21 protein-coding genes are annotated in these 19490 nt (G+C 34.9%); 13 read left to right on the forward strand and 8 right to left on the reverse strand.

The window, feature by feature from the left end:
- Nucleotides 1-47 precede the first annotated feature (47 nt).
- The 3 genes from LCM23_RS14380 to LCM23_RS14390 all read left to right on the forward strand — a co-directional run bounded on the left by LCM23_RS14380 (nt 48) and on the right by LCM23_RS14390 (nt 2828).
- A complete protein-coding gene (locus LCM23_RS14380) occupies nt 48-962 on the forward strand; it encodes a CAP domain-containing protein (protein ID WP_224937577.1) in 915 nt (304 codons plus the stop codon).
- A gap of 346 nt (nt 963-1308) precedes the next feature.
- Entirely contained in the window at nt 1309-1953 is a 645-nt protein-coding gene (locus LCM23_RS14385) for a GntR family transcriptional regulator (protein WP_224937578.1), read from the forward strand.
- A gap of 104 nt (nt 1954-2057) precedes the next feature.
- On the forward strand, nt 2058-2828 hold the full coding sequence (locus LCM23_RS14390; protein WP_224937579.1) for an SDR family NAD(P)-dependent oxidoreductase: 771 nt from the start codon (nt 2058-2060) through the stop codon (nt 2826-2828).
- Between the two features lie 267 nt (nt 2829-3095).
- Here LCM23_RS14390 and LCM23_RS14395 read toward each other — a convergent pair whose 3' ends face one another.
- Nucleotides 3096-4550 (reverse strand): flavin monoamine oxidase family protein, encoded by a 1455-nt coding sequence (locus LCM23_RS14395; RefSeq protein ID WP_224937580.1) that lies wholly within the window; start codon nt 4548-4550, stop codon nt 3096-3098.
- A gap of 18 nt (nt 4551-4568) precedes the next feature.
- Nucleotides 4569-5033, reverse strand: coding sequence for an Hsp20/alpha crystallin family protein (locus tag LCM23_RS14400; RefSeq protein ID WP_224937581.1), 465 nt, complete (start codon nt 5031-5033; stop codon nt 4569-4571).
- A 189-nt stretch (nt 5034-5222) separates the two neighbouring features.
- Between LCM23_RS14400 and LCM23_RS14405 the strand changes: the two genes are divergently transcribed.
- Together LCM23_RS14405 and LCM23_RS14410 are read left to right on the forward strand one after the other, a co-directional pair.
- On the forward strand, nt 5223-5996 hold the full coding sequence (locus LCM23_RS14405; RefSeq protein ID WP_224937582.1) for an SDR family oxidoreductase: 774 nt from the start codon (nt 5223-5225) through the stop codon (nt 5994-5996).
- Nucleotides 5997-6052: 56 nt separating this feature from the next.
- Nucleotides 6053-6208, forward strand: a complete 156-nt coding sequence (locus LCM23_RS14410) for a DUF2639 domain-containing protein (RefSeq protein ID WP_095372920.1) — start codon at nt 6053-6055, stop codon at nt 6206-6208.
- Between the two features lie 21 nt (nt 6209-6229).
- On the opposite strand, the gene LCM23_RS14415 is transcribed toward LCM23_RS14410, so the two are convergent.
- The 3 genes from LCM23_RS14415 to LCM23_RS14425 form a co-directional block, all read right to left on the reverse strand.
- Nucleotides 6230-6790: a GNAT family N-acetyltransferase gene (locus tag LCM23_RS14415; RefSeq protein ID WP_224937583.1), complete on the reverse strand. Its 561-nt coding sequence runs from the start codon at nt 6788-6790 to the stop codon at nt 6230-6232.
- A 493-nt stretch (nt 6791-7283) separates the two neighbouring features.
- The gene (locus LCM23_RS14420) at nt 7284-8411 is read right to left on the reverse strand and encodes an amidohydrolase (protein WP_224937584.1); all 1128 of its coding nucleotides are present in this window, start codon (nt 8409-8411) and stop codon (nt 7284-7286) included.
- Between the two features lie 106 nt (nt 8412-8517).
- Nucleotides 8518-9297, reverse strand: a complete 780-nt coding sequence (locus LCM23_RS14425; protein WP_224937585.1) for an undecaprenyl-diphosphate phosphatase — start codon at nt 9295-9297, stop codon at nt 8518-8520.
- 211 nt (nt 9298-9508) lie between these two features.
- On the opposite strand from LCM23_RS14425, the gene LCM23_RS14430 reads away from it, so the two are divergent.
- Nucleotides 9509-9832 (forward strand): DUF4870 domain-containing protein, encoded by a 324-nt coding sequence (locus LCM23_RS14430; protein ID WP_191811190.1) that lies wholly within the window; start codon nt 9509-9511, stop codon nt 9830-9832.
- Between the two features lie 295 nt (nt 9833-10127).
- Nucleotides 10128-10226 carry a YkoP family protein gene (locus LCM23_RS26190; RefSeq protein ID WP_404826613.1) on the forward strand — a complete coding sequence of 33 codons (99 nt, stop codon included), beginning with the start codon at nt 10128-10130 and terminating at the stop codon, nt 10224-10226.
- A gap of 483 nt (nt 10227-10709) precedes the next feature.
- On the opposite strand, the gene LCM23_RS14435 is transcribed toward LCM23_RS26190, so the two are convergent.
- Nucleotides 10710-11420, reverse strand: coding sequence for a DUF421 domain-containing protein (locus tag LCM23_RS14435; RefSeq protein WP_224937586.1), 711 nt, complete (start codon nt 11418-11420; stop codon nt 10710-10712).
- Between the two features lie 519 nt (nt 11421-11939).
- A complete protein-coding gene (locus LCM23_RS14440; RefSeq protein WP_224937587.1) occupies nt 11940-13391 on the reverse strand; it encodes a spore germination protein in 1452 nt (483 codons plus the stop codon).
- A gap of 391 nt (nt 13392-13782) precedes the next feature.
- On the opposite strand from LCM23_RS14440, the gene LCM23_RS14445 reads away from it, so the two are divergent.
- From LCM23_RS14445 to LCM23_RS14460, 4 genes are all read left to right on the forward strand, one after another.
- Nucleotides 13783-14625 (forward strand): patatin-like phospholipase family protein, encoded by an 843-nt coding sequence (locus LCM23_RS14445; protein WP_224937588.1) that lies wholly within the window; start codon nt 13783-13785, stop codon nt 14623-14625.
- Between the two features lie 165 nt (nt 14626-14790).
- The gene (locus tag LCM23_RS14450; RefSeq protein ID WP_224937589.1) at nt 14791-15561 is read left to right on the forward strand and encodes a hypothetical protein; all 771 of its coding nucleotides are present in this window, start codon (nt 14791-14793) and stop codon (nt 15559-15561) included.
- 79 nt (nt 15562-15640) lie between these two features.
- Nucleotides 15641-16213 (forward strand): TlpA disulfide reductase family protein, encoded by a 573-nt coding sequence (locus tag LCM23_RS14455; protein ID WP_224937590.1) that lies wholly within the window; start codon nt 15641-15643, stop codon nt 16211-16213.
- A gap of 74 nt (nt 16214-16287) precedes the next feature.
- Nucleotides 16288-16599, forward strand: coding sequence for a hypothetical protein (locus tag LCM23_RS14460; protein WP_095372929.1), 312 nt, complete (start codon nt 16288-16290; stop codon nt 16597-16599).
- A gap of 51 nt (nt 16600-16650) precedes the next feature.
- On the opposite strand, the gene LCM23_RS14465 is transcribed toward LCM23_RS14460, so the two are convergent.
- A complete protein-coding gene (locus LCM23_RS14465; RefSeq protein WP_224937591.1) occupies nt 16651-17397 on the reverse strand; it encodes an SDR family NAD(P)-dependent oxidoreductase in 747 nt (248 codons plus the stop codon).
- A gap of 205 nt (nt 17398-17602) precedes the next feature.
- Here LCM23_RS14465 and LCM23_RS14470 point away from each other — a divergent pair, with 205 nt between their 5' ends.
- On the forward strand, nt 17603-18223 hold the full coding sequence (locus LCM23_RS14470) for a TetR/AcrR family transcriptional regulator (protein ID WP_224937592.1): 621 nt from the start codon (nt 17603-17605) through the stop codon (nt 18221-18223).
- Nucleotides 18224-18491: 268 nt separating this feature from the next.
- Nucleotides 18492-19475, forward strand: a complete 984-nt coding sequence (locus tag LCM23_RS14475; RefSeq protein ID WP_263624248.1) for a LacI family DNA-binding transcriptional regulator — start codon at nt 18492-18494, stop codon at nt 19473-19475.
- Nucleotides 19476-19490 lie beyond the last annotated feature (15 nt).

Genomic DNA, 19490 nt, shown 5'->3' on the forward strand with positions numbered 1-19490 from the left:
TCACAGCAAGAAACAACAAAAAACATCCATTAGGGAGGAAATAGATTATGAGTAAGAAAGTTATTTTTTCAGTAGCGGCAGCAGCTGCATTACTAGTATCAGCACCAGGTTTAAACAAGGCAGAAGCGGCAGAGCCAGCTCAGGTAAAAGTAGATACAAAGGCTTTTGTCTATCAAACTTCTAATATGTTAAACCAAGATTATATTAATAAAGTGATGCAAGATTGCATGGGTAAATATAATGTGAATTGGAATCAAGAAGATATTCAAAATATCTTAAGTCAAGCGAAAGAAAAAGCACAAGCAGCATTAGAACAAGGTAAAGCGCATGCAGCACAACCAGAGCAAGCAGAACAGCCAGCTAAAGAAGCAGCACAACCAGAGCAAGCAGAACAGCCAGCTAAAGAAGCAGCACAACCAGAAAAACAACCAGCTGAAGAAGTAGCACAACCGGAAAAACAACCAGCTGAAGAAGTAGCACAACCAGAAAAACAACCAGCTGAAGAAGCAACAAAACCAGAAAAACAACCAGAGCAAGAAGTAACTGAAGAAGCACAAGCACCATCAGAAGAAGCTTCATCTGAAGTTAGTGCATATGAACAACAAGTCCTTGATTTAACAAATAAAGAGCGTGCAAATGCTGGTCTTCCTGCACTAAAACTTGATGTGGAGCTTAGTAAGGTAGCGCGTGAAAAATCTCGTGATATGCAAGCAAAAGGGTATTTCGATCATAACAGCCCAACATATGGTTCTCCATTTGATATGATGAAACAATTTGGTATTTCTTATACTTCAGCAGGTGAAAACATTGCCCAAGGTCAACAAACACCAGAAGAAGTAGTACAAGCATGGATGAATAGCCAAGGTCACCGTGAAAACATTCTTAACTCTAGCTATACTCACCTTGGGGTAGGTTATGTTGAGAACGGTAATTACTGGACTCAAATGTTCATCGGTAAATAATAATCGGATAAATATGCTTAAAATTATCCTTCAAGATGAGCAACACCTGTATCATATGATGCAGACGTTGCTCATCTTTTTATTATTACTTTATAAAAACAAATACATATTCAGACTTTATGATTTGACTTATTGTAGCAAAGTGAGGTTTATTTATGAATATCTACCAATATAGTTTGAGTTTATGTGCATGAATTTGATGGATACCAAATTAATTTTTACAACCATCTGATTACAACTATATACCGGACGGCTTACTCATCCAATTCTGATTAAATTTCCAAATCGTTCTAATTAAATGATATAATGTATAAATAAAGAGTAATTAAACATCGGAGTGAATGGTTTGAAGGATTTTTTATTTAATAATGAACAGCGATTTGGTGAATCGCTTCCTGAACAAATTGCCAAATACATATTAACGAAAATCATGGAAGGTTCTTATATTCCTGGAGATAAAATTATTGAAGAGAAAATAGCAGAAGAGCTAAAAACAAGCAGAGCTCCAGTGAGAGAAGCATTATATTTACTTCAAGTAGACAATATTGTCGAGCGTATTCATCGAAAAGGGACAGTTGTAAAATCCTTTACGACAGAAGATATTAAAGAATATACACATGTCATGGTTGGACTTATTCAAATGGCACTAGATATGACTTCGAATCGATGGCATGATGAAACGAAAGATACGTTAAAATTAAAACTCGATGCTGTGGAAGAAGCGTTCCTTGCAGGTGATCTCATTGGTTATCAAATGAAATCCACGGGTTTAACAACGTTCTTTTTTGAAGTGGCGAATAATAAAGCACTATCTAAATTTTATTATGAATCTGTTTATATATTGACGGTGTTTGCCCAAGTGAAATGGACAATGAATACGATGAATCGTTTTCATCCGAAAATGAAATTAATTACCAAAAATCTAATGGAAAATAAGATTACTGAAGCGAAGGATGTAGTTCCAGCTCTTTTATTAGAAACGTTAGAATAAGGATGCCACTTTTTGGGCATCCTATTATAGCAAACAAAATTGTCGACAATATACAATTTTAGTAGTATGATTATTTTGTATGAAACAAAAGGGAGGAATATCAGATGAATTTTGCCAACAAAGTAGTACTAATTACAGGTGCCGCAGGTGGTATTGGAATAGCAGCAGCTAAAGCTTTTGCTAAAGAAGGTGCTAAGCTCGCACTAGTAGATTTATCTAAAGAAGCATTAGAAAAGGCTGCTGCTTCTATTGATGCTGAGGAGATTTTACTATTATCAGCTGATGTAACAAAAGAAGAAGATGTAAAGAAATATGTTGAAGATACCCAACAAGCATTTGGTCGTATCGATACATTTATAAATAACGCTGGAATCAATGGCGATTTTGCCATCTTAGATGAGCAAACAAAGAAAAATTTTGATGCAGTATTTGGTGTAAATGTTTACGGTGCGTTTTTAGGATTAAAATATGTTTTACCTGTGATGAAAGCTCAAAAAGGTGGGGCTATCGTTAATACGGCTTCAAACGGTGGTTTATTAGGTGCACCAGGTATGGGACTTTATGTTGCATCTAAACATGCGGTAATCGGGTTAAACAAAACGGCTGCATTAGAAGCGGCAGATTATGGTGTCAGAGTAAATGCGGTTGCACCATCTGGTGTAGATACACAAATGATGAGATCCATTGAAGCAAACGCCATGCCTGAACAAACAGAGAATGCACGTACACAATTTGAAAGCTCTGTACCAATGAAAAGATATGCAACAGCTGAGGAAATTGCTGATCTAATGGTATTTTTATCATCAGAAAAAGCTTCATTTATTTCAGGTTCATATTATCGTATCGATGGTGGACAAGGTGCTACATCGGTTTAATTTGTAAAACAAGAAAGAGTAAAATGATAAACTTACGCGAAAAATATCATCACGAGTGGTGCAACAGAGATTGGCTATGGAGCTGTCAAGGCATGCAGTGAAAAAAGGTGCAAACGTTGTCATCGCTGAGGTGAGCGTAAAGATGGGTAAAGCTTACTTACGGGTCAACCTGTAACAGTTGACGGTGGATTTACTGTCATTTAAATAGCATATACGGTGAAAAGGTCTTTGTATTATTTATGGCTTTTTCACCGTTTTTTATTATGACTATTCCCTCATGTGAATTTCTGCTGCTGCACGGATCCCTGACTCGATTGCTCCTTCAATCCAGCCAGGGAATAAGGATGCATGCTCCCCAGCAAAATGAAGTCTGCCGGAGGGTTTACTTACCTCCTCACCGAAATGCTTTTGTTGACCTGGTGCATATAACGTGAAACAACCTGCAGAAAATGAATTTCTGCTCCAATTAAATGTAACGGTTCTTAGGTATTCTTTATAGACAATATTGCCATATACTTCACTTAAGCATTTCAAGACTTCCCTCGTAATATCTGATTGTGACAAACTATTCCATAATAAAGCGTCACTGCCCCAACTATAGCTTGCAAGTAAAACTGCTGGTGCATCATTATTTACTCTACTTGGAATATAGCTAAAACGAATCGGTAAATCAGTTATGACATGACCAAAGTTGTACCTTTCCCAAAAAGGGCTACTAAACTCAATTCCAATTTTCATTGAAGAAATGTTTTGCAATTCTCTAATGGCCTGCCATTTTTTTTGACTAATGCTATTTTTGGGTAGTAAATCTATAAATTGAAGTGTAGTAAACGGTAAGGTAATAAGACAATAATCACCTGTATACGTTTTAAAAGTATGTTGATATGTATCATGGACATATATGTTTACTTTGTTACTACCTTGTTTGATACTTTCTATTTTTTGATTGTAAAATAGGTTCGATGCTAATTCCATTTGAAAGGAGTAGGGAAGCCGATCATTCCCACCTCTTATTTCAAAATATTTGATATCAGGTTGAAAGAGTGGGGAGAGGACACTAGATAAAATCGATATAAATGATAATTCTTGAAACCCTTCAATACCTAAGAGAATACTAATTAATCTAATCGCATTTGAAGATAAAGCCGTTGCTAAAGGGTTATATTTTAAAAAATCGACCATGGAATATTTGTCGTATTCTGAAACCATTTTTTTCTTTTCTTCTTCTGTACTATTATTATAGAGTGTGATAAATGGCTCTACCGCATCTTGTAATAGTGTAAAGGCTGTCTTTCCTTGCTCATTTTTATTTAAATGAAAATCAAGTAAGTTTGGATTTTCTTCGTATTGTTTTCTTGAAATTTTCCTATTATTAATATATATAATATCGTTTGGATGACTATTAATAAAAGGCGATAATGGCAATTGAAACTTTTCTATATATTTTAATACGAGTTTATGTGTATGAGGAATTCTCATTGCACCCATATTAAGATAATTCCCATTTGTAAAAGGGGACCTAAGCGTGTAGATTCTACCTCCTATACGGTTATTCCCTTCTAGGACAGTGACAGTATGCCCCGCTTGTTTAAGGAGTGAGGCTGAAACTAATCCAGCCATGCCTGCACCTGCAATCAAGACATTCTTCTTTCTTTGTTTTATATTTGGTAATCCATTTTTGATGATGGAAAGCATGTCGTTAGGGTATTTAGGTAGTAACATACTTTTTCCCCCTCCTAACTAATGGTCATCGACATGTATTTCAGATAATTGCCGGTCAATCAACTTATAAAGTTGGATTTCTAAAATGGCATCTTGGTAGTCTGCTTTAGCGCCTTTTTTATTTACAAGAGTCGGTAATGTAATAAGTGTTTGGTCACTGTCCTTTGGAATATGTTCGAGAATGAGTTGATTGGTTGTATGATACATTTTTAATTGCTTTAACCATTCTCGTTTTTGGATTTCTATTCGCACAAAAACATATTTATGTGTCTCCAAGACACGAAATCTTAATTTACTTTGTGATTGACTATTTTCTGTTGTATGTTGAGTTTCTTCTTGTTTTTGCTCGTTTGAATATTGAAGGTCATTCGGAAAGACTTTTCCGAGCATCCCTTGTACATACTCATTGACTTCTTTTTGGTTTAATTTTTCGAATTTGGCCTTCATTTCTTTATTAAATGGGAATTGATTCCAAGGGAACATACACTTTTCACCCTTCCAAAAAAAGAGATGATCTTTCCGATGATGATAATCGCCTATTCATTAATTTATGCAACATTTCTATTTTCGTTAAAAAAACATCAATTCAAATCACTTGCAACATTACTTTATAGTGATTAGTATTAAAATTAAATAATAATTTTAAAAATTCTAACTAAAAGGGGTTGTTACGTGAATACAAAGACAGCGTTAATTACTGGTGGGTCAACCGGTATCGGTAGCAGTATTGCTTGGAAAGTAGCAGAGCAAAATGTAAATGTGATTATTAATTATAGACATAGCGAACAAAAAGCAATTGAACTTTGTGAGGCCCTTACTAAGAAATATGGGACAAAAAATATTGCCATTAAAGCAGATATTACGAATGAAGATGAATGTAATTATCTCATACAGCAATCATTAGCGAAAACAGATTCAATTGATATCTTGATACATAACGCAGGCCCATATATTCATGAAAAAAAGAAAATGATTGAATACTCTTTAGATGAATGGTCTTATTTAATAAATGGAAATCTACAAGCTTTATTTATATTAGGCAAAGCCATAATTCCACTCATGAGAAAGGGGAATTGGGGGAGAATCATTACAATAGGTTTTGATCGCGCCGAAACTGCCCCAGGATGGATGTATCGTTCGGCTTTTGCTGCAGCAAAATCAGGTGTAGTCTCATTAACAAAAACGCTTGCCTTAGAAGAAGCGGAAAATGGTATAACAGTTAATATGGTTTGCCCAGGGGATATAATTGGCAAGTGGAAAGAGAGTGATATAGACGATGCCTGTACAGTAAAAGATGATCGAACTCCTGTAGGGCGCCCTGGCACAGGGGAGGATGTGGCGAGGGTGATTGCTTTTCTTATTGAACCTGCATCTAGTTTTATCACGGGTAGTGTCATTCCAATAACTGGAGCAAAAGATGTGTTAGGAAAAAACCTTCATCAATAAGCATGTCTCCGATTCTTATCACATATATTGTTAAAAAGACTGTGGGAGAGATGAGAATGGCTTATCAAGGTTCAAAAGGCTGGTATATTGCAAAACTAAAAGAATTTGGTGTCAATAGACATCCAATAGAGTTGCGGAAATTAGAACTTTACAAGACCTATGAAGTCAGAAAAATTTATCAACAGGTTTTAGCGAATAAAAAACAAGGGTAGCTATTAAGCTCCCTTGTTTTTTTAAGCTTCTTTTAGATGCGTTGTATCTTCCACTGTAAGTCCTTCTCTAAGCATATGAAGAGAATAAAGATCTTTAGGGATTTCAAATAAATCGTAAATTTGGCCAGTTTCATTTATTTTTTCATACAAACTTTTACGTGATTCATTGGCATAAATGGCATAAGGTAGTTTCTGGGCAGCTTTTAATGAACGAATATTTTCTTTTTTTATGCGCATAAAAATGGTTTCAATATTTAAATCATAAAAAAGTTCATTAAAGAAAGCATCTTTGGCTAATTGATTATAACCTTTACCATGATAAGGTTTACCGATCCATGTGCCAAGAAAACCAGCTTGGTTTTCAATGTCATATAAGCTAATTGTGCCTATTGGATTATTCCATTCATCTGTAATGGTGCGAGAGATGAGTTTTTCTTGTTCCTCAGCTTCGAGCGTTTGTTTCGTAATAAATAACAGTTCTTCATAAGATTGAGCTTTATGACGCACAAAAGGGAAGACATCGGGGTGCGTCATCAATTCGAATAAAACTTGACAATCATTTAGGTCACGTTTTTTCAGCATTGGTTATCCCTCCACGTGAGAGTAAACCTACTCCATGCCAAAAAGACAGAAAAGGCCCACCCTCGAAATTTTTTGTAATGTAACTAAAAAATTTCGGGGTGGGAATCGAACCCACTAGAACCAGTAAACTGGTGGCGCACCATTTGCCTTCCCAATATCCAAAAACAAAAGATATTATCGACTAAAAATATTATTTTATGAAAGTATAATACTAAAAAAATAGCAAAAAGGGAATAGATTTTTTACCTTATTTTTAAGATTTTTTTTCGCCAAATTTCTCCATTTTTTGCATACCTGATTCTAAAGGTAAAATGGCAAAAAGCAATCAATAGGTGAGAAGGTGAAAAAAGTACGATTCATTGAGGTGAAGTGAGGTAGGGTCATAAAAAAAGTTTAATGATTGGAGATAAATGGTGAAGAAACCTTATCATTATTTAGACAGAGTTAGGAGACGGAAATTCTAATTTAAAGATAAATCTGTCTCCTTATCATGTTATTTATCCACCGCATTTGTATATGCCCAATTGCCTGAGACCATTGTCCATTTTGGTTTTGCTAGAAAATGAAAAGGATGGTGGCTCCAGAGTACAAGATCAGCTTCTTTCCCTTCTTCAATGCTTCCTACGATATGATCAATTTTTAAGTTTTTAGCGGCAGCGATCGTTATTCCCTCCAATGCTTTTTGTTCGGATAATCCTTCTCGAACAGCAATACTTGCGCAAATGTTTAAGTATTGAATAGGTGTATAAGGGTGATCGGTGGTAATTGAAACGGAGACACCTGCTTGATCGAGGATTTTATAAGTGTCCCACGTCTTGTTTTTTAACTCTACTTTTGATCGTCTTGTTAAGGTTGGTCCAACGCTCACTTGGAGATTCTTACCTAAATAAGGAGTAATTAAATGACCCTCTGTACAATGTTCAATTCGTATATCTAAATGAAACTCTTTAGCAAATCGTAGTGCAGTTAAAATATCGTCTGCTCTATGGGCATGGATTCGTACAGGTATTTCTTGTGTAAGTGCTTTAATAATAGGGGATGTGCGCAGGTTTACTTCATTTGGATTAGCATGAACATTATAAAACGCTTCTCTTAACATCCCCATAATGCCCATTCTAGTAATTGAATGATCATTGCTATGACTATGAACTTTTTTAGGGTTTTCTCCAAGAGCAATTTTTAATCCAGCAGTTTCTTTAACAAGCATTTCTTCAACACTATTGCCGTACGTTTTCAAGATGGATGTGGTGCCACCAATAATATTCGCACTGCCTGGCATTACGTGAACAGTAGTTATCCCAGCTTTAAGTGCATCACGAAAGGCAGGGTCAAAAGGGTGGATGCCATCGATTGCCCGAATATGAGGTGTTAATGGCTGTGTTGTCTCGTTCGCATCATTACCAGCCCAACCAGTCCCCTCGTCATATAATCCAATATGTGTATGCACATCAATAAAACCAGGTAACAGAAAACCATGAGAACAATCAACGACTTGTGCATGCAAATCTTGAATATCTTTTCCGATCTTTTTCACTATACGATTTTTTATTAATACATCTCCGTGGAAAGGCTTTGAAGTAATGGGATAGACAATGGCATTTTTAAAAAGTATCGTCGACATCAGCATCCATTCCTTTTTCTGCTTAATAAAATTCATCCTTAGCAAATACACTGTTAAAGTGACAAAAAAGTGAGTAGAAATCAAGAACCTACTCATGAGAATAAATTTAAAAAATGCCTGCCATTTGCATAAATAGGATTGTTAATCCTAAAATCCAAACATAAACGGCAAATATCTTTAGTGATTTTCTTTTTAGAAAATTAATCATCCAAACAACGGCAATATAACCGAAAATGGCTGATGCAAGTGTGGCAATTAACATACTGCCAAAGCTAATGGCTTCAATATGACCAGCATACATTTCACCAAATTGCAGCACAATGCCTCCTGCTATGGTCGGTATAGATAGTAAAAATGAAAAGTATGCAGCTGTTTCTCGATCAAGTTTACGGATGAGCCCTGCAGCGATTGTTAAACCTGATCTTGAAATAGCAGGGAATATCGCTATTGCTTGAAAACTACCAATAAATAATGCATCACTATAGCTAATATCTTTCATCTTTTTCGCACCATTTTTAATACTATCTGAGAACCAAAGAATGATTCCGGTAATAATAAATTCCCAGCCAATGGTGACACCGGTTTTTGAGATCGTCTCAAATAGATCATTAAATAATAAACCAACAAAGACAGCAGGAATCGTACCAATGACAAGCAGCATAGATAACTTTCCGAATGGATTTTTTATGATTTCTAGTAACTCATTTTTATAAACAACAAGGACAGCTAATAGTGTACCAATATGGAGCATGGTATCTAAAAATAATCCTGCTTCATCAAGACCAAATAAATGTCTTCCAAGATACAAATGCCCAGTGCTTGAAATAGGAAGAAATTCTGTTATCCCTTGAATGATTCCAAGAATAAATGCTTCAATTTTTGACATCATATAAATCACCTATTTGTTTATTTTTTTCCTAGTAGTAAAATAAGGGGAACTCACGTATCAACTTGTTTTCTCTCGCTTTTATAAATGTATTCAAGTTGTCCAATAGAAGAACCGAAATTTGAAAATAAAAACTTTGAAACTTTTTATAATAATCTTCGTAAAATAGGTATATAGTACAAGAAGGAATAAGAGAAAGGGGAAAACAACAATGAAAGATTCACAAACAGACAGAATACTTGCTGCGGGCATTTATATTATTAGTTTCTTTACTGTATTTATAGGACCACTTGTTATTTGGCTTATAAAAAAAGATAGCTCAAAGCTTGTAGACTATCATGGTAGACAGTATTTTAACTTCCTCATTACTTACTTTGTTTATGGAATCATTAGTACGATCTTGATGTTAGTGCTCATTGGTTATTTATTAGCAGCGATATTTGGCATTGCATTTATCGTATTTACCATTATTGCAGCCGTTAAGGCGTTTGAAGGGGAAGAGTATCGCATCCCGTTTATCATCCGTATCCTCTAATAAACGAGTAAATATAAAAGGCCAAAAAGAAGACGCGAACAAATCAATGTTCGTGTTTTCTTTTGGCCTTTCCATTGTACGCCGAATTATTGGCTTATAGAATAATATATATACTAATAAGGAACAAAGTAAATGATTGCTTCATTCATAGAGGAATGCTTATTCGGTGATTCTTTGATTTAAGTAGGTTTGGGTGTCAAAGATAGGATAGCTGATGTATAGAGATAATAAACACGTTTAATTTTGAAATATCATTCCATTATGCGTGTTCGTATAACAAGGTACAAAGGAATAAATAACTTTATCGTACGGAACAGTAATAAATAAGAATGATGTACTTCTAAAAATCCACCTACATAATGTAGAATTACTAAGGCAGAAACAAGATATTTGATAGTGAAACAAGAAAAGCTTCAATGATCTATAAAAAAGTTAAGGAATCACTTCCATTAATAGCTAAATGTATATAATTGCATGATAATGTTAATGAAAAAAAGGGATTAGTCGGCATTACAATGCTTAATAAAGTTGTGGGAAATTAGGGTTTGAAACATTTGCCATCCACAACCGATAGTATAAATTATTCAAAAAAGCTTTCGTGCTACCAATTTATTTTTTGTCTTCATAAAGTGTATCAAAAAGAGAAAAGCCATCTCCTATATATTTATTCATGTCGAAAGATCGCTTATATAAATATAAAAACATCTAATAAAATAGCTTAGCCTCAACATTTTCTTTTAGTTAACTTCTTCAAAGAAAAAAAGGATTGTTCGCAATTCTTGCTTCTTGCTATGCAAACAAAGAATTCCAGCTATTTAAATTGGAAAACATCCTGGCGGTTGCACCTGCTCATAGGAAAATAAGATCATGAGGAAGCTCAGGAATTATATAGGAATATACTTAGATCTTCCTTGTCATCTACGGTACCAAGCAGAATATCTTTGATGGTTATGTTTGGATAGGTATCTTGAAGTTTTTTAAGAATCCATTCTTCATCCCTGCCTAATTGATGCAACTGTTTACAATCAATCGTTCCCTCTTTTATAACGGTATTTGGAAAATAAAAAGGTTTGACTGGTTTGCTAAATGTGACTGCTGTTAAAGGCAAATGTTCCGTCTTCAGAAAGATGGAAACCTTGCCACCATGCTCCCATAAGGCAAGTGCGACTTTTTGGATTTCTTCAATATTCTTCATTCGCAGTTCGGTCTGCAGTTCATCAAGTGAAATTCGGGCACGTTTCATATTACGGTTATTAATCATTCCATTTTCTATTAATGGAATCGGATCGGTGATAAACCACTTTCTAAAATGTCTAAAATGCAAACTTAGGTAGATTCCGATTATATACAAGATTAAAATAACACTCATTGTAATCATCGACCCTTCCAGACCTAATCCTTCATCGGACAGCGGATGGGCAATAATATTTCCAATAATCAGCACGATAACAAAATCGAGAAGTCCTACTTGGGAAAGGGAACGCTGACCCATTAATTTGACAAGTATGATGAAAAACACAAATCCAACAATTGCCCGGAGCATCCATTGGACAATAGTTAAAGATTCCTGTGAAGTGAAAAATTCCATAATCTTACACACCCTTTAAACAGAATTAGAAAAGAAGACTTATCTTGATCAGCCTGAATTCATAAGATAAGAAAATATATAATTTGGACAAACTGGTTTTAGCAGTGCCATGTCCGGCACGAAAGCTGAAGCAAGACTTCCCAAACCTCATGACTCTATAAGCGGGTATCGACTCGAGCGAAGTTTCCTCTGTAATACCTTTTCTCCCTCATTCTTTGTACTATTATTTTCCAATCAATAAAATTTATTACTATAAATTGATTCCAACGGTTAGTTATTCTTTTATCTGAAACAGTGACAAGAAAAAAGATCGACTTTAATGACGATCTTCTGATTCATTCGTATTCAATTAACCTGCCCCGTTTGTTAAACAAGAAAAAAAGAACGCTCCAGCAATCCTCATCTTTAACTCTTGCATCCGTTAGTTTAAGAAGGGACCAACCAACATATGTTTTGCATCTGTATTCATATTCGAAAATGGTGCAAAAAGGAAAAAAATCGTGAGCATAATAAAAAAAATTAATTATCATCCTCAGGATAAGTATGTTTACTATTAATTAGAGTCTTTAAATCTCCCCTATAAATTGTATCTTTCAATTCTTGTATCCTAAATGGAATCAGTGGGGAAAGATAGGGAACACCTAAAGATTTAAGACTTACCATATAAATTAATTGAATGGTTGCCGCGATGATTATTCCGTTAAATCCAAAAAAATTAGCAATAATCAAAAAAATGGGTCTTAAAGTATTTTCTACAGCTTGCATTCCTCTGTTAGCGAGGAGTAAACTAGAAATAGTTGTTATACCTACTAGTATGAGACTAGCTGGATGAATTAGTTTTGCCGTAACAGCTGTTTCACCTACTACTATTGTTCCGAGTAAGGAAAGCAAAATCACTGCACTTTTCGGGATACGAAATGAAGCGTCTAATAATATGCGAATGAAAAATAAAAGAATTGCAATTTCCCAAAAGGTTGGTAATAACTCATCTTTAGATATAAGTGCCTTTGTAATTTTGTTTGGTAAATCATCTTTATGAAAATTTGCTATCGCAATATAAATACCAGGTAAGTATACAGATAAGATAAAGCAAATCATTCTTACTATTCGATTTGTAAACCGTCCCATTTTTACGTGATATTCATCTGGTGACTGAAATAAATCCATAAAAAGTGTGGGTGCAATGATAGCATATGGGATCCCATCTACTATTATTGCTACTCTTCCTTCATATAATGAGGATACAACTCCATCAATTCTTCCTGAAGGTCTTGCTAAATTGAAAAATGTTTTAGGCTTTCCTTCCAATACATCTTCCACAACTTTTGAATTTAGTACATACTTTATTTTTAGACTTTTTAGCCTCTTTCGTACTTTAATTAAAATTCCTTTATCAACAATGCCTTCTATAAATAATACTGAAACTGCTGTTTTGGAGATTGTCCCAAATTCCATTGCTTCTACACAGAAATCGGGAGTTTTTATTGTACTTCTTAACAAATTAATATTTGTTTTCATTTGTTCTGTTAGCCCAATAACTGGTCCCTTTGGTGACCGTTCTCCTAGTGATTCTTCGAGGCTTCTTTCCTTCCAATTGGCTGATGGTATGATAATTCCTTTTCTATACCCATTAATCAATATAATGGTATTTCCTTGTACGATAGCTTCTATTAACTCTTTGTACTGATTTGTGGTTTTTACATCAGCTGCTTCAATCATTCTTTCGATAATTTGATCAATAAGTGATTCATTAAGCTTTACAGTCTTGAAGGACTCTAATAATGGTTTGACCACATATTCTTGTATGCTGTCTGTATCAATAATTCCATCCAAATAGACAACGTTGATTTCGAAAGAACTTTTGAAGCCTATTTTTATTTTTCTAACGATAAGGTCAGATGTATGATGAAATGTATTCTTTATATTGCTAATATTTTCTTGAAAGCATTCTTGCAATTCTTTTTTAAGCATTCTATTTCACCCTTAAAGTGTTATTCACTTTAGTTTGTGGAAATATCTAAAATTTATCCTTCTTCCACTAACCTTGCCCGTTAGTTCAAGAAGAACTTACAAGATCACGATGTATGCTCTTCATTTTTAAATAACTTTATTGTTTATTAAACAACTTTATTATTTTTTAATAATATTATTATTCGTGAACAGCTGATTTTGTTTAATAAAAGTAGTGGGGTAGCTTCTTAGCAAACTTTTTTATATGCATTCACTAGGATAGAGCACACTATGCTATTTTCGTTTTTTCAACATTTTTATCATTCATCGCGTACCTCTCTTTCGTAGAATAGACAACTCAAGCTTGTTATAATAGAACAAGGACTTTAATAAGAAAGGATTCGTTGTGAGAATGAATGTACATCAAACAGCCCTTGTATTAGAAGGTGGAGGAATGAGAGCGGCATACTCTGCTGGTGTAATGGAGTTATTTTTAGATAAAGGTATTACTTTTCCATATGTAATTGGTGTTTCTGCAGGAGCCGCGAATGCTGCCTCATATTTATCGAAACAAAAGGGCCGTAACAAGAAGGTAAGTGTGGAGTATGTATCTGATCCTAGATACTTCTCCTTGCGAAATTATCGAAAATCTAAACAGTTATTTGGTATGGACTTTATTTTTGATGAAATTCCAAATAAGCTGGTTCCCTATGATTATGAAGCGTTCTCTCACGGGAAAAGTGAGTTTATTATTGGTACAACCGATTGTCTGAGTGGAGAAGCTGTTTATTATGGGAAGAAAGACTATGGGGAAAACTTGTTGCTTCTTTTAAAAGCGTCAAGTTCATTACCTTTTATTGCACCTGAAATTTCTTTTAATAATCGAATGTTACTTGATGGTGGTATTGCTGATTCCATACCAATAAGAAAAGCACAAGCAGATGGATATGATAAAGCTGTTGTTGTTTTAACACGACCCAAAGGTTACCGAAAAAAACCATCAAGAATGAGTTTTTTATTGCGAAGAAAATATCCACAATATCCAGGGCTCCAAAGAGCAATGATGAATCGTTACAAAATGTATAATGAAACCGTTGAATATTTAGAGGAGCAAGAAAAAAAAGGACAAGTGATGATTATTAGACCTGAGAAGGTAGATGTGGGAAGAATGGAAAGAGATTTAAAAAAATTATCTGCCTTTTATGAGCAAGGCTATAAAGATGCAGAAGATAGTTTAACAAGATTTATATTTTAATTGAAAGTTTGGTGAAAAAAGATCATTCTCTTCTCTCATAGAAGAGGAGAAATGTCTTTTTTCTTTTGGTTTTTAGCGGTAAAAATGAATATTACTCATGATTTCCTTCGTTCTATAATAGATTGGTAGTAATACATTTATTGAGAGAATCGGGGTAGGAAGTTCATGAATATTCAGCAATATTATCAGCAATCAGCACAAGCCTCTCTTAATGGTAGTTTAGTTGCGTGTATACCATTATGGATATTAGTCATATATCATAGTTTCTTTCAGGAGATTAGCGGGCTTCTTTGGTGGTGTTTACCCTTTGTTTTATATAGTGGGATGTCTTATCAAAGCTATGTGTTAGCAAATAATCAAGCAAAGATAAGTTCATATGCATCAACAAATAGCAAGCAAAAAAATATATTTTCACAAAGGGAATTTCTTATAGGTTTTTTACCAGCACCGAATTTAAGATTATTATTATTTAATAGAGATGGTAGAACGGCTGCTGAAATTCGTGATTTAGCTTTTCATAAGTGGCGCTGGTTTTTGCCTACATTTGTCGACCGCTGGATTTATAGAAATCGCTATGCTTTAGTTGTTGATCAAAGGGTGCTTGCAATAATTACAGTGCGGAAACACAATATCCAGATTGATTATAACAGTAATACGATTCTTCTCCACAATGACAATAATAAACGCTTTATTTGTCAAAAAGATAGCCGAGCTTATACGCTAAGGTATGAACGGACTTTTATGAATCTATTGGTTCAATCTGAGAATGGAAGGGAGCTTGGGAAATTACAAAAAGGATGGATTCCGAGAGAATGGATGGAATCGTTCAAGGTAAACAACACACCCTTTTTAATGATGAATCAACCTTTGCACGCTGATGAACAATTAATTTTTTATAGTTTATTAATCATGTATGTAAAAAACATTCAACATTGAAGTAAAAGATTCGCTAAAGCTGTCTCAACTATAGTATGATTAAGACAGTTTTGAAAAGTGTTCTAAGTTGAGGTGTTCTATGAGAAAGTTTTTAATCATTGCGGCTTCATTACTTATTATTTTATTAATCGTAGATCGGACCATTCTAAAGGACAAAGGTTTATTGTCACAAGTACAAATTGACCAATATGAGGAAATAGAAAACCCTGAAAATGTAGCTGTTGGCCTGGAAATTGGTCAGAAGGCACCTGAAATCCAGTTGGAAACACTGGATGGTGAGTCATTTCAACTAAGTGACTATGAAGGAAAGAAAATATTACTTAATTTTTGGGCAAGCTGGTGCGGACCTTGTGAAGAAGAAATGCCTTATATGGAAAAAGTTTATAAAGAATATAAAGATGACGGATTTGAAGTCATAGCTGTAAATATGACCAAAACGGAAAGAAACGAAACAAATGCCGCTGATTTCGTGAAAGCGAATGAACTCTCCTTCATCATACCTATGGACCCTGAAGGCGTTGTTTTAGATAACTATGAGGTGATTGCCTACCCAACTAGTTACTTCATTGATTCGGATGGGATTATTCGAAATAAAGTATTAGGTGCGCTAAATGAAGACTTCTTGGAAAAGGAAATTTTACGTTTACCATAGAGGATGTTTTCTAAAACGAATGTGTGGGTATAAATGTATAATAATATTAGATTAAGCAATAAGGATGTGGCAAATTGAGTACATCAACAATACTAAAATGGATAACAGGTGCATGTGAAGCATTTCTTGGCATTCCTTTTCTAGGAGGAATTTTTATCCTCGCAAATGGATGGGTGCCACTCATTGTTATGTTTTTCCTTCATGTAATCACACTTGTACTATCCGTAAGAGCTGGAGAAAACAAGTACGGTAGTATCACAGGTATCATTACTTCTATTATTGGTTGGATTCCGGTAGTCGGAATGATTATGCATATCATTACAGCGTTGTTATTATTTGTAGATGCTGGTCTTAGTTCAAAACAAAATAAAACAAAAGTATATTAAATGAAACGAGCCGATGAAATAAGTCACGGCTCGTTTTTAGATTAGGCTTTATTATATGGCAGTCCAACCGCCGTCAATCACTAACTCTGTACCTGTAACAAATCTTGCCTCATCTGATGCTAAGAAAAGGACACCGTAAGCAACATCTTCAGGGTTGCCGAAATAAGGCAACTGCGTATAAGTTTGATAGAACGGTAAGGCAGATTCCATTGAAGGAGCTGTCATTGGTGTCGAAATAATCCCAGGATGTACAGAATTGACTCGAATATTTTTTTTTCCATATTCTATTGCTGCAGATTTGGATAAGACTCGTAATGCCCCCTTAGCGGCTGTATATGGACTTGTTCCTGCCATGCCAACTATACCGCCGATGGAAGAAATATTGACAATGGCACCGCTGCCATTTTTCTTTAATTCGGGAATGACATATTTCATGCCGATCACACAACCATTTAAGTCGATATCCAAAATTTTATTCCATTCATCCATTGACATATCCTCTAGAGTTTTGGGAGAAGCGACACCAGCATTGTTAATCAGGATATCTAGTTTACCAAATTGTTCAATGGTTTCATTTATAACTGCTTGCCATTGCTCTTCAGACGTCACATTATGGGCAAGGGCAATCGCCTCACCACCTGCTTCTTTTATCTCTGCAACCACTTTATTTAAAGTTTCCATTTGTAAATCAGTCGCTACTACTTTAGCGCCTTCTTTCGCGAATAACTTTGCTTCTGCAGCACCCATCCCGTTAGCTGCTCCGGTAATAATGGCTACTTTTCCTTCTAACCTTTTCATGATATACCCCCATTTGGTAAAAACTTAGACAATATCGTACGATTTTTAATACAACTAGTTGCTTTATCAACAATCCGTTGATAATCTGATTATAACAACTGATGAAAAAATGAAGCAATGAACAAAAAAGTTGAGATCGTTGTATACTCAACAGTTCATACAAATTTGTTTAAAAATAAGAATAATTAATACAAGGAGCAGAAAAATGTCGAAAAAAGAAAAAGTCGATCCTCGTGTAGTAAGAACAAAGCGAATGTTAACTGACGCCCTTATTTCTTTAATAGAAGAACAAGGTTTTGAAAAAGTAACGGTGCAGGCAATTACAAAAAAAGCGATGCTGAACCGCGCTACTTTTTATCTCCATTTTACAGATAAATACGATTTGCTTGAGCAAAGTACAGATGACATGATTGATGAGTTAAAAGAAGCAATGAAGACTTCTTTTGTAGCAAGTAAAGGGGCGTATGATACTGAATCACCAAATGAAAGCTTTATTCAATTATTTGCGCAAATTGGCACATATGATTACATATATAGAGTGTTGCTGTCTGAAAGTACAATGCCTCATTTTCGTGATAAACTAACAGCTGTGTTGAGCGAATTTATTGCAGATGGCATGACCGTTATGCAACCAGATGATGACTTATTGACCATACCAAGAGAAATGGCCATACGCTTCTACGCTTCTGCGTTTTTAGGTGTGATTATATGGTGGTTGAAAAATGATTATCCGTATACCGCTAAATATATGGCTGCGCAACTCATGAAAGTTACCATTCAAGGACCGTATAAACAAGTGGTGATAGAACAGAAATCCTCTCTATAAAAAGGAGGGATAAAATAAAGTTGACAAAATTTTAATAGATGGTAAACTAAATTTGTGTAAACGGTTACAGATGAGTGTGTAACGCGTTACATATCAAATAAAATAGCAATTAATAGATTTTGTTTTTTTCTGAAATATGTAACCCGTTACATGCCTTTCCTAGTCATGAGAGAATAACGCTTCAGATAGTGAGTGTCTAATATGTAACAGGTTACATACTACCTTTTAATATAAGTTTAATAATAACAGTATTATCAAATGTAAGGTGATGATTCATATAGCCACAATTAAAGAAGTAGCAAAGTATGCAAATGTTTCTGTTGCGACTGTATCGAGAGTGATAAATAAAAAAGGATATGTCCAAAAGGAAACGCAAACAAAAGTGGAAGAAGCGATCAAAGCACTTAACTACCGACCTAATAATGTAGCGCGTAGCCTATTTAAAAAGCAGTCAAAAATGATTGGGTACATTGTCCCTGATATTACAAACCCATTCTTCCCACAACTTGTCCGCGCTGTGGAAGATGTGACAGTAGCACAAGGGTATACTACTTTTCTATGTAATAGTGATGACAATTTAGAAAAGGAACTGATGTATTTAAATAAAATGGCGGAAAACTATATTGATGGCGTAATCATTGTATCCAATCATATGAATGAAAGCCATCTCGCCAATTTACAGATCCCGGTAGTTGCACTTGACCGTGTGTTCCATGAAAGTATTCCCTCAGTGACGATAGATAATTATCAGGAAGCGAGAAGGGCAGTTATGCATTTAGTTGAAAATGGCTGCGAGAAAATCGCCCATATTAGTGGACCAGAAAATATTATCAATTCCCAACTGAGGAAAAAAGCTTACCAAGATGTCATGATGGCACTAGAAAGACCTGTGTATATAAGTGAAGGTCATTATCAAATGAAAACAGCCCAAGAAGCTACATTTCGTCTCCTGCACGAACAGAAGGACATTGATGCTATATTCACTGGTAATGATGTGATGGCAGTTGGTGCCCTAAAGGCATGCACAAAGCTCGGGATTAATGTACCGAAAGAACTTCAAATCATTGGTTTTGATGGAATTGAGTGGACGGAAACTGTTTCACCAGAAATTACAACCATCGCTCAACCAATATATGAGATGGGGAAAAAAGCAGCAACCATGCTTTTGAACCGTATCAACGGAAAGGAAGAAGGTCAGGATCATATTGTATTCCCGACCGAACTAAAAATAAGAGAAACAACAACGCATTAAAACAGAAGAAGGAGA

Source organism: Cytobacillus kochii (assembly GCF_020171845.1).
Lineage (GTDB): Bacteria > Bacillota > Bacilli > Bacillales > Cytobacillaceae > Cytobacillus > Cytobacillus kochii.

What these genes read in the sequence shown, in the direction of transcription:
- LCM23_RS14390 (WP_224937579.1), top strand. Translation starts at nt 2,058, where the DNA reads ATGAATTTTGCCAACAAAGTAGTACTAATTACAGGTGCCGCAGGTGGT.
- LCM23_RS14465 (WP_224937591.1), bottom strand. Translation starts at nt 17,397, where the DNA reads ATGAAAAGGTTAGAAGGAAAAGTAGCCATTATTACCGGAGCAGCTAAC.
- LCM23_RS14435 (WP_224937586.1), bottom strand. Translation starts at nt 11,420, where the DNA reads ATGGAATTTTTCACTTCACAGGAATCTTTAACTATTGTCCAATGGATG.
- LCM23_RS14445 (WP_224937588.1), top strand. Translation starts at nt 13,783, where the DNA reads ATGAATGTACATCAAACAGCCCTTGTATTAGAAGGTGGAGGAATGAGA.
- LCM23_RS14475 (WP_263624248.1), top strand. Translation starts at nt 18,492, where the DNA reads ATGATTCATATAGCCACAATTAAAGAAGTAGCAAAGTATGCAAATGTT.
- LCM23_RS14380 (WP_224937577.1), top strand. Translation starts at nt 48, where the DNA reads ATGAGTAAGAAAGTTATTTTTTCAGTAGCGGCAGCAGCTGCATTACTA.
- LCM23_RS14440 (WP_224937587.1), bottom strand. Translation starts at nt 13,391, where the DNA reads ATGCTTAAAAAAGAATTGCAAGAATGCTTTCAAGAAAATATTAGCAAT.
- LCM23_RS14450 (WP_224937589.1), top strand. Translation starts at nt 14,791, where the DNA reads ATGAATATTCAGCAATATTATCAGCAATCAGCACAAGCCTCTCTTAAT.
- LCM23_RS14410 (WP_095372920.1), top strand. Translation starts at nt 6,053, where the DNA reads ATGGCTTATCAAGGTTCAAAAGGCTGGTATATTGCAAAACTAAAAGAA.
- LCM23_RS14400 (WP_224937581.1), bottom strand. Translation starts at nt 5,033, where the DNA reads ATGTTCCCTTGGAATCAATTCCCATTTAATAAAGAAATGAAGGCCAAA.
- LCM23_RS14425 (WP_224937585.1), bottom strand. Translation starts at nt 9,297, where the DNA reads ATGTCAAAAATTGAAGCATTTATTCTTGGAATCATTCAAGGGATAACA.
- LCM23_RS14395 (WP_224937580.1), bottom strand. Translation starts at nt 4,550, where the DNA reads ATGTTACTACCTAAATACCCTAACGACATGCTTTCCATCATCAAAAAT.
- LCM23_RS14420 (WP_224937584.1), bottom strand. Translation starts at nt 8,411, where the DNA reads ATGTCGACGATACTTTTTAAAAATGCCATTGTCTATCCCATTACTTCA.
- LCM23_RS14470 (WP_224937592.1), top strand. Translation starts at nt 17,603, where the DNA reads ATGTCGAAAAAAGAAAAAGTCGATCCTCGTGTAGTAAGAACAAAGCGA.
- LCM23_RS14415 (WP_224937583.1), bottom strand. Translation starts at nt 6,790, where the DNA reads ATGCTGAAAAAACGTGACCTAAATGATTGTCAAGTTTTATTCGAATTG.
- LCM23_RS14455 (WP_224937590.1), top strand. Translation starts at nt 15,641, where the DNA reads ATGAGAAAGTTTTTAATCATTGCGGCTTCATTACTTATTATTTTATTA.
- LCM23_RS14430 (WP_191811190.1), top strand. Translation starts at nt 9,509, where the DNA reads ATGAAAGATTCACAAACAGACAGAATACTTGCTGCGGGCATTTATATT.